At 65.1% G+C, this 9,440-nt stretch carries 8 protein-coding genes and 1 pseudogene; 6 read left to right on the top strand and 3 right to left on the bottom strand.

All coding sequences use genetic code 11. From position 1 onward, the window contains the following. Positions 1–151: 151 nt before the first annotated feature. From hemF to NKJ08_RS28360, 3 genes are all read left to right on the top strand, one after another. Positions 152–1,066: an oxygen-dependent coproporphyrinogen oxidase gene (gene hemF, locus NKJ08_RS28370; protein ID WP_352523145.1), complete on the top strand. Its 915-nt coding sequence runs from the start codon at positions 152–154 to the stop codon at positions 1,064–1,066. A gap of 245 nt (positions 1,067–1,311) precedes the next feature. Then, entirely contained in the window at positions 1,312–1,572 is a 261-nt protein-coding gene (locus tag NKJ08_RS28365; protein ID WP_352523144.1) for a DUF1344 domain-containing protein, read from the top strand. Positions 1,573–1,827: 255 nt separating this feature from the next. After that, a complete protein-coding gene (locus NKJ08_RS28360; protein ID WP_352523142.1) occupies positions 1,828–2,013 on the top strand; it encodes a DUF1059 domain-containing protein in 186 nt (61 codons plus the stop codon). Between the two features lie 3 nt (positions 2,014–2,016). Here the strand turns inward: NKJ08_RS28360 and NKJ08_RS28355 are convergent, their stop codons facing one another. From NKJ08_RS28355 to NKJ08_RS28345, 3 genes are read right to left on the bottom strand one after another with little or no spacing between them, the layout of a single operon-like run. Continuing rightward, positions 2,017–3,285, bottom strand: coding sequence for a CCA tRNA nucleotidyltransferase (locus NKJ08_RS28355; protein ID WP_352523141.1), 1,269 nt, complete (start codon positions 3,283–3,285; stop codon positions 2,017–2,019). Further along, positions 3,282–3,914, bottom strand: coding sequence for a CoA pyrophosphatase (locus NKJ08_RS28350; RefSeq protein WP_352523397.1), 633 nt, complete (start codon positions 3,912–3,914; stop codon positions 3,282–3,284). Before NKJ08_RS28350 ends, NKJ08_RS28355 begins: the two co-directional genes overlap by 4 nt. Positions 3,915–3,927: 13 nt before the next feature. Then, positions 3,928–4,557, bottom strand: coding sequence for a DUF1285 domain-containing protein (locus NKJ08_RS28345; protein ID WP_352523396.1), 630 nt, complete (start codon positions 4,555–4,557; stop codon positions 3,928–3,930). A gap of 145 nt (positions 4,558–4,702) precedes the next feature. Between NKJ08_RS28345 and NKJ08_RS28340 the strand changes: the two are divergent. From NKJ08_RS28340 to NKJ08_RS28330, 3 genes and pseudogenes are all read left to right on the top strand, one after another. After that, positions 4,703–5,707 (top strand): annotated as a pseudogene (locus tag NKJ08_RS28340) (AAA family ATPase). Next, complete coding sequence (locus NKJ08_RS28335) at positions 5,707–6,621, top strand: DUF58 domain-containing protein (RefSeq protein WP_352523139.1); 915 nt, start codon at positions 5,707–5,709, stop codon at positions 6,619–6,621. Before NKJ08_RS28340 ends, NKJ08_RS28335 begins: the two are co-directional and overlap by 1 nt. Next, the gene (locus tag NKJ08_RS28330) at positions 6,618–9,440 is read left to right on the top strand and encodes a DUF4159 domain-containing protein (protein WP_352784441.1); all 2,823 of its coding nucleotides are present in this window, start codon (positions 6,618–6,620) and stop codon (positions 9,438–9,440) included. Before NKJ08_RS28335 ends, NKJ08_RS28330 begins: the two co-directional genes overlap by 4 nt.

The following is a 9,440-nucleotide window of genomic DNA, read 5'->3' as shown; positions in this document are numbered from 1 at the left end:
AGCCTGTTCATCAGGCCATCCCACGGCGGTCATGCCGGGGTGCGCACGAAACAAATCCATTCACCCTTGCCCCTTGCACCTAAGAGATTAGGGATCGCGGCCGAAAAAGACGAGTCATTTGTCGGGCGCGCCCGGCAACCGGAGACAGCATTTGCAACGACCCGAAATACCGGCCGGGCTGCCGGCCGACATCGAACAGAAAAAGATAAAGGCACGGCTGTGGTTCGAGACCTTGCGCGAGCGCATCTGCGCCAGCTTCGAGCAGATCGAGCAGGACCTGCAGGGGCCGCAGGCTAGCTGGTCGGCCGGCCGCTTCGAAAAGACGCCGTGGCAACGCGATGCCGGCATCGGCGGCGGCGGCATCATGTCGATGATGCATGGCCGCGTCTTCGAGAAGGTCGGCGTCCACACCTCGACCGTTCATGGCGAATTCTCGCCCGAGTTCAGGAAGCAGATGCCGGGCGCCGAAGACGAACCGTCCTTCTGGGCGAGCGGCATTTCGCTGATCGCCCATCCGTGGAACCCCAACGTGCCGGCCGTGCATATGAACACGCGCATGGTCGTCACCTCGCGCCAGTGGTTCGGCGGCGGCGCCGATCTGACGCCGGTGCTCGACCGCCGCCGCAGCCAGGACGATCCCGACACGATCGCCTTCCACAGGGCGATGCAATTTGCCTGCGAAAAGAACACCGCGGTCGCCGATTACGCGAAATTCAAGGCTTGGTGCGACGAGTATTTCTACCTGCCGCACCGCGACGAGCCGCGCGGCACCGGCGGCATCTTTTTCGACTGGTTGCATTCGGGCGAGGACAAGGGCGGCTGGGACGCCGATTTCAACTTCGTCCAGGACGTCGGGCGATCTTTTCTCGTCGTCTACGGGCATCTGGTGCGGTCCAACTTCAACGACAACTGGACCGACGGCGACCGTGACGAGCAGCTCATCCGCCGCGGCCGCTATGTCGAATTCAACTTGCTTCACGATCGCGGCACCATTTTCGGGCTGAAAACCGGCGGCAATGTCGCCTCAATCCTGTCCAGCCTGCCACCAGAGGTAAAATGGCCGTAAAATCTCGGTTAGCACGACGTGAACCGTAATCAGGTCAAAATCGTCGGATTTTGGCAGGGAATGTGGCGCGAAGAATATCTTTTTCGTCTAATATCCGTTTGAAATAACAAGGCTATTTGTCGTTTCCGGGTCGGGAAGCGCCGGCGGTTCGCCCCCGAACTGCGACTCGACGCAACCGGACGGCCCTGAGCGACGCGGAGCATTTTTCCCGAACGAATGCCCGCAATTTTCCAGGAGTACTTTACATGCGCAAGATTATTGTTTCGGCTGCCGCCGCTGCCCTTCTCGCTTCCGGTTCGGTTGCGTTTGCAGCTGTCAAGCACACCACCGGCACAATCAAGAGCTTCGACGCGACGGCGCTTAGCCTCGTTCTGGACAACGGATCTACCTTTACGCTGCCCAAGACCTTCAAGGATCCTGGCCTGAAGGCCGGCGAAAAGGTCCGCGTTTCGTGGGACATGAGCGGCAAGAACAAAATTGCCGAGGCAGTCAAGATCGTGAAGTGATGGCCTGCCCGCCGGAGCAAGACAGTCTTGCTCCGGGGTAGCGTAGGAGGGCGGAGCAGCGATGCTCCGCCTTTTTCGGTTCGGCTTGGCTTTCTGCCGGCAACCAAAACCATTCGATCGTGTTATGCTTGCTCGGCCATTGCATGACCCGAACACCGAAGCTGGTTTTCGACAAAGGATCATGCACGGAAAAAGTGCTGGAGCTTCCGTGTCAAAGCAGATGCCGGCGCTCCAAGGAGGAAAAAGGAGAATCCGATGAAGGAATTCCATTGCGGGTCGCTCGTACCCGGCTGCGAGTGGCACACACGCGCCGAGGAGGAGGCGGAGGTCATGCGCCGTGCCGTCGAGCATCTGCGCGAGACGCATGGCGAGACAGTGATCCGCGAGACGATGATCGAGGCCATTCGTTCGCGCATCGAGAATGTCCGCGACGCAGCGTGACGGCTAGGGTTCGAGTGCCTCTGCGGCGCGCTTGAGCAGCGCGCCGCGATCGAGTGCAAAACCGGACTCGACCCATTCCTTTTCAAGATTCTTCAAGGTCGCACCAAGCTTCGGCCCCGGTGATGCGCCAAGTGTTGTCAGATCGGCGCCCTTGAGCGGAAAGACAGGCCTCTGCCATTTTTCGGCAAAGGCAAGCAGGCGCGAAAAGCCGCCGGCTTCGAGCAGTGCGCCATTGTCTTCGACCGCGCGGGCTCGAGCGGAAGCGAGCGACAGCAGCAGCCGATCGCTAAAGCCTTGGCGGTCGCCGAAATAAAGCCTTTTCGCCAGCTCTCCTTCGGTGGTCTTCGGATCGACGGCAGCCGTTATCGCCCAGTGCCTCAGGCGGCCTGTCTCGCTCACGGACAGCCGCAATCTTTCGGCGAGTGTTTTCATGCGCGCGGCGTCCGGCGGCAAGATGGCTTCCAGCCTGAGCAGCGGGTCCGGCGCCCAGTCCAGGTCCCTCTCGGTCCTAGTCAGCCCGTGAATGGCATCGATGCCCCATTTCTCGCTTTCCGGCAAAACGCTGGTCAGAACGCCGGCCTGACGCATCCACAGCAGTGCGCGCGACGGATCGGGCGCCAACAGCAGCTTCTTCAACTCGGACCAGACACGCTCGGCCGAGAGCTGGCCAAGTCCTTGCTTGAGCCGGGCGCAGGCCTTCAGTCCCTCGGCATCCGGCCTGCCGTCGCCATACCAGGCGAAGAAGCGGAAGAAACGCAGGATGCGCAGATAATCCTCGCGGATGCGCGCTTCCGGATCGCCGATGAATCGCAGCCGCCGCGCTTCGATATCGGCAATGCCGCCGACCAGATCGACGACCGTTCCGTCGGCTTCGGCATAGAGCGCATTGATGGTGAAATCGCGCCGTTCCGCGTCGGCTTTCCAGTCACGGCCGAACGACACTTTGGCGCGGCGGCCGTCGGTTTCGATATCGGCGCGCAGCGTTGTGACCTCATAGGCCTTGCCGCTGGCAACGGCGGTGATGGTGCCGTGCTCGATGCCGGTCGGCACCGTCTTGAAGCCCGCCGCCTCGGCGCGCCGGATGGTTTCCTCGGGCACCGTGGTGGTGGCGATGTCGATGTCGGCGACCGGTTGGCCGATCAGCGCATTGCGCACCGCACCGCCGGCGACGCGCGCGTCCTCGCCGCCGTCGGTCAGCGCGGCGAGCAGGCGCTGCAGGTGGCTTTCGCCGAGCCAACCGGCCCTGCCCGCGATCGACACCGGATCGCTCACCTATAGAGCCTCTCGTAAAGCGTTCGGATGATGCCGGCGGTGACGCCCCAGATGCGCTGGCCGCCATAGGGCATCTCGTAAAAGAACCATTCGAGGTCGTTCCACATGCGGCTGTCTCTGGCGTGGTTGGCAGGGTCCATCAGAAAGCGTAGCGGCACCTCGAAGGCGGCATCGACTTCATCGGAATTCAGCGTCAGGCTGAAACCGGGCCGCACAATCCCGAGCACCGGGGCGATGCGATAGCCGCTGCCAGAGACGTAATCCGGCATGCGGCCGATGATCTCGATGTAATTCTTATCAAGACCGATCTCCTCGAATGTCTCGCGCAACGCCGCCGCCTCGGGGCTCACATCGGTTGGATCGATGGTTCCACCGGGGAAAGCCACCTGCCCCGAATGGTTGCGCAGTTTTTCCGCGCGCCTGGTCAAAAGGACCGTGGCCTCATGGCCATGGTCGACCACCGGGATCAGCACGGCGGCATCGCGCAACGCCTTGGCCAGCTTCAGCCTGGGATGGCCGGGATTGAAGCGGTGGTCGCCAAAATCATCGCCGGCATGCGCCTGCGGCTGCGCCGCGACGCGCCGGCGAAAATTCTCGGCCGAAAACGGCACCGGCATCACCTGATCCATCATAGGCGGTCCATCATGCGCTCAGCCGCTTCAGTTTCTCAGCCGGCATGATCGGATAGACCTCGCCTTTCGAATGGACGGCAAACATCGTCTTGCCACCGATGTCGATCTCTTCGCCGTGCTCGACCAGCTCGTACATCACCGGCCGCGCCACCAACGCCTCCAGTCGCCCGCGCACCAGCACATAGGGTTTCAGGCCACCGGTCTCGTCCTCATCGACGAAGCGCAGCGGATGCTCCGGCCCGGCCTCGACCACATCGCCGACATTGGTTCGGAAGGTGATGATTTGCCCGTCGCCGGCGCCCGACACATCCATCTCGACGGCGACGAACGGTGCATCGGCGACACGGATGCCGACCTTTTCCACCGGCGTCACCAGATAGGTCTTGCCGTCCTCGTCCTTGCGCAGCACCGAGGAAAAAAGCTGCACCAACGGCATCCGGCCGATCGGCGTTCCCAGATAAAACCAGGTGCCGTCCTGCTTGATCTCCATGTCGAGATCGCCGCAAAACGCTGGATTCCACCGTTCCACCGGCGCCGGCCCCTTGCCGGCGCGCGCCGCACGCGAGACCAGCGCCTCCAGCCCGCGCGGCTCGGTCGCGGCCGTCAGGCTCTCTTCACGATAGTCCGCGGCTTCTGTCATGGTCACGAAATAGTCACTGTTGTTCCGCTTGTCAGCCTAAGTCTGTGATTTAAGTTCATTGCAGGCTCCATGCGAGGCCGAATCGCGGCATTCTGCGGCACCCAAGGTGCCAAGCGGTATTTCCAATCAGAAGGATCGATGCTGCATGAGCGTTATGATCAAGGAAAGCCCGATCAGCGAAAAGGACATGGTGGAGCAGGCCGAGAAGGCGCTGGCCGACATTTCGAGGGTCCGCGACGGCGTCGGCCGGGTCATCTTCGGCCAGGAAAGTGTCGTCGAGCGCACGCTTGTGGCATTGCTCGCCGGCGGCCATGCGCTGCTGGTCGGCGTGCCCGGCCTCGCCAAGACCAAGCTGGTCGAAACGCTGGGCATCGTGCTCGGCCTCGATTCGCGCCGCATCCAGTTCACGCCCGACCTAATGCCATCCGACATTCTCGGCTCCGAGGTGATGGAGCAGGATGAATTCGGCAAGCGTTCGTTCCGCTTCATCTCCGGGCCGATCTTCGCGCAACTGCTGATGGCTGACGAGATCAACCGCGCCTCGCCGCGCACCCAGTCGGCGCTGCTGCAGTCGATGCAGGAATACCACGTCACCATTGCCGGCGTGCGCCATGACCTGCCGTCGCCGTTCCACGTTCTGGCGACGCAGAACCCGCTGGAGCAGGAAGGCACCTATCCACTGCCCGAGGCTCAGCTCGACCGTTTTCTGATGCAGGTCGACATCCTCTACCCCGAGATCGAGGCGGAGCGCCGCATCCTGCTGGAAACCACCGGCATCGAGGATGCCAAGGCCGAAAACGTGCTGCAGCCGGCGCGGCTGAAGGATATCCAGACGCTCATCCGCCGCATGCCGGTGCCGGAAAGCGTCGTCGAGGCGATCCTCAAGCTGGTGCGCTCGGCGCGCCCCGGCCAGGGCAACGCCGATACCGACAAGCACGTCGCCTGGGGCCCAGGCCCGCGCGCCAGTCAGGCGCTAACGCTGTGCGCCCGCGCCCGCGCCCTCTATGACGGCCGGCTGGCGCCGTCGGTCGACGACGGCCGCGCGCGGGCCTAGCCGGTGCTGCAGCACCGCATGGCGCTGACCTTCACCGCCCGCGCCGAGGGTACCACGGTGCGCGACGTGGTGGCGAAGCTCGCGAAAGGGATTTGATGGCGCGCATCGGCGAAGCCCAGGCACCGGCAGCGACGCGCGATGCGCTCGCCCGAGGCCGGTTGCGGGCGTCGCTGGTGCCGGACCTGCTGGTCGAGGCGCGCCGCATCGTCAACACGGTGATTGCTGGGTGGCATGGCCGCCGCAAGCGCGGCATCGGCGAGAATTTCTGGCAGTTCCGGCCCTATGTCGAAGGCGATTCCTCGCGCATCGACTGGCGCCGCTCGGCCCGCGACGACCACACCTATGTCCGCGACCGCGAATGGGAGGCCGCCCATACGGTGTGGCTGTGGGCCGACCCCTCGCCTTCCATGCTCTACAAATCGACCGGAACCAGCGTTTCCAAGGAATCGCGCGCCCTGGTGCTGGCGCTGGCCATGGCCGAGCTTTTGTCGCGCAGCGGCGAGCGCATTGCCTGGCCGGGCCTGACCGACCCGTTCACCGCCCGCAATGGCGCCGAGCGCATCGCGGCGCAGTTGATGCACGCTGCCGACCTGCCGGCAAAGCCCGACCTGTCCGGCATTCGCCGCTTCTGCGACATCGTCATCGTCAGCGATTTCCTCGACCCGGTCGAGGACACGATAGCCTGGCTGGACGTGCTCGCCCGCCACGGCGTGCGCGCCCATCTGATCGAGGTCGCCGATCCGGCCGAGGAAAGCTTCCCCTATGCCGGCCGCACCGAATTCACTGATCCTGAGACCGGCGACAAGCTGACCGCCGGCCGCGCCGAAATGCTGGGCGAGGAATATCGCCTGCTTTATGCCGCCCGCCGCCAGGAACTGGCCGGTTGGTGCAAACGGCTCGGCTGGAGCTATACCGTCAATCATACCGACCGCCTTGCCTCCGAGGCGCTGGTGCGCATCCACATGGCGATGACTGCCGACGGCAGCTTTGCCGGGAGGGCCAGCGCATGAGCTGGCTGCCGCTCTCCTTCGGGGCGCCGATGGTGCTGTGGGGCTCGCTGGCGCTGCCGGTGATCTGGTGGCTTCTGCGGTTGACCCCGCCCAGGCCGCAAACCGAGGTGTTTCCGCCGCTCAGGATTCTCGCCCGCGTGCTGAGGCGCGAAGAAACGCCGCAGCAGAGCCCTTGGTGGCTGACGCTGCTCAGGCTGCTGATGGCCGCGCTTATCGTGGCAGCACTTGCCGAACCCGTCTTCAACCCGCGCGAAAAGCTGCCGGCCGAGGGCGCTGCCCTGGCGCTGGTGATCGATAATGACTGGGCAAGCGCGGCCGACTGGGGCAAGCGCGTCGCCACCGCCGAGCGGCTGATCGCCGACGCCAATTCGAACGGCGTGCCGGTGCTCATCGCTTTCACCGCCGAAAAACCGAATGCCGAGATCGGCCCCTTCGATGCCGCTGCCGCGCTCAACCGGCTGCGCGCGGCAAAGCCGCGGCCGATCCCGACCGACCGTCCCGCCGTCTATGCCCGCGTCGCGACAGCCCTAGAAACGCTGCCAGGTGCCAGCGTCGCCGTGCTCGCCGATGGCCTGGCGGCGCAAGGCGACGAAGCCGCGTTCAACACGCTACTGTCGAAGAACGCGGCACGTGTCGTCTGGGCCGTCTCCGACCGGCTGTCGCTGACCGGCCTGACCGGCGCCGACAACCAGGTCGACGGCTTCGCCCTGCCCGCCCTCCGCGCACCCGGCGCCCCGGCGCCTGCGCAAGTCACCGCCGGCGCCTGCGACGACAAGGGCCGCCGCATCGCCGACGCGACGCTGACCTTTGCTCCCGGCGTATCCACCGCTACCGGCACGATGGCAGTGCCGTTCGAACTGCGCAACGATTTCGCCTATATCGCGCTCGATGGCGAGCGCCAGGCCGGCGCCGTCCGCGTGCTCGATGAGAGTTCAAAACGCCGCCGCGTCGGGCTGCTGTCGCAGGCCGAGGCCGACCAGGCGCAACCGCTGCTGTCGCCGCTCTATTACATCCGCCGCGCCCTGCAGCCTTTCGCCGATCTGGTCGAGCCATCGAGCGTCGATCTCGCCGACGCCATCCCGCAACTGCTCGACCAGAAGCCGGCGATGATCGTCATGGCCGATGTCGGCACCATTCCGGAACAGGCGCGGCAAAGGCTGGTCGACTGGGTCGACAAGGGCGGCACGCTGGTGCGTTTTGCCGGCTCGCGGCTGGCCGCCGCCGGCAATGACGACGATCTGCTGCCGGTCCGGCTGCGCACAGGCGAGCGCTCGCTCGGCGGTGCACTATCATGGACGGCCCCACAGCCGGTCACCGAATTCCCGAAAACCGGCCCCTTCGCCGACCTCGCGCCGCCCAGCGAGGTCACAGTCACCAGGCAGGTGCTGGCCGAACCGACGCCCGACATTGTCGAGCGCACCTGGGCCACGCTTGCCGACGGCACGCCGCTGGTGACCGGGATGAAGAAGGACAAGGGTACGCTCGTGCTGTTCCACGTCACCCCCGAGGCGACATGGTCCAACCTGCCGATCTCCGGCAGCTTTGTCGAGATGCTGCGGCGCATCGTGCAACTGTCGCGCAACCAGGGCGCGGCGGTCGCCAATGCCGAAGCCGCCGCCACTTCGCTGGCGCCCTACCGCATGGTTGCCGCCGACGGCACGCTGGTGCCGCCGACGCCGGATGCCAGGCCGCTGGTGCCCGGCGCCGGCCCGCTGCCGGTGACGCTGGAAAACCCGCCCGGCCTGTATGGCTCCGAGACGGGGGTATTCGCCCACAATCTGCTCGGTGGCGACAGTACGTTCACGCCGCTGGCACGGCCTGAGATCACCGTGCCGGTCACCACCGTCCAGTATGCCTTCGACGAGCAGCGCAACCTCAAAGGTCCGCTGGTCACGGCGGCCCTGGTGCTGATGGTGCTCGACACGCTTGCCGTATTCTGGATGGGCGGCCTGTTGTCGCGCCGGCCGCGCCGTGCCGGCGCTGCCGCGACGGCAGCCGTCCTGCTGATTGCGCTCGGCGCGCTGGTTGGCCATGCCGACATCGCCCGCGCCGACGACGCCAAACCGGGCGATACGGAGGCCATCGGGGACATTTCAAAGACCCGGATCGCCTATGTGCTGACCGGCGAGCCGGGTGTCGATTCGATCAGCCGCGCCGGGCTCGAAGGCCTGACCCGCTTTCTCATCGAAAAGACCGCGCTCGAGCCCGGAGCACCGGCCGGCGTCGACATCTCGAAGGACGAACTGTCCTTCTACCCGCTGATCTACTGGCCGATCGACCCCTCCGCCCCGATGCCGAGCGAGGCCGCCATCGCCCGCATCGACGCCTACATGCAGCAGGGCGGAACGGTTTTGTTCGACACGCGCGACCAGTTCGCCAACGGCATTGGTGCGGATTCGACCAGCCCGGCGACGGAGCGGCTGCGCGACATCCTCGGCAACCTCAACGTGCCACCGCTGGAACCGGTGCCGTCGGACCACGTGCTGACCAAATCCTTCTACATCCTTCCAGAGTTTCCCGGCCGCTTTGCAGGCAGCCCGCTTTGGGTCGAGGCGTCTCTCGAAGCCAGCAACACCGAAAACCGCCCGGTGCGCACCGGCGACGGCGTTTCGCCAATCATGATCACCGCCAATGATTTCGCCGGCGCCTGGGCGGTCGACGAGAATGGCGACCCGCTATTGCCGACCGTGCCGTCGGATCCGATGCAGCGCATCTATGCGCTGCGCGCCGGCGTCAACATCATGATGTACATGCTGACCGGCAACTACAAATCCGACCAGGTGCACGTCCCGGTGCTGCTCGAACGGCTGGGGCAATAG

The organism is Mesorhizobium sp. M0244 (assembly GCF_040321795.1).
Taxonomy (GTDB): domain Bacteria; phylum Pseudomonadota; class Alphaproteobacteria; order Rhizobiales; family Rhizobiaceae; genus Mesorhizobium.
The sequence above is the reverse complement of the archived record's forward strand: the minus strand, read 5'-3'. Positions and strand labels throughout refer to the sequence as shown.

Coding starts and splice junctions, on each gene's coding strand:
- NKJ08_RS28365 (WP_352523144.1), top strand. CDS start 1,312: ATGCGCAAGATTATTGTTTCGGCTGCCGCCGCTGCCCTTCTCGCTTCC.
- NKJ08_RS28360 (WP_352523142.1), top strand. CDS start 1,828: ATGAAGGAATTCCATTGCGGGTCGCTCGTACCCGGCTGCGAGTGGCAC.
- NKJ08_RS28350 (WP_352523397.1), bottom strand. CDS start 3,914: ATGGATCAGGTGATGCCGGTGCCGTTTTCGGCCGAGAATTTTCGCCGG.
- NKJ08_RS28345 (WP_352523396.1), bottom strand. CDS start 4,557: ATGACAGAAGCCGCGGACTATCGTGAAGAGAGCCTGACGGCCGCGACC.
- NKJ08_RS28335 (WP_352523139.1), top strand. CDS start 5,707: ATGGCGCGCATCGGCGAAGCCCAGGCACCGGCAGCGACGCGCGATGCG.
- NKJ08_RS28330 (WP_352784441.1), top strand. CDS start 6,618: ATGAGCTGGCTGCCGCTCTCCTTCGGGGCGCCGATGGTGCTGTGGGGC.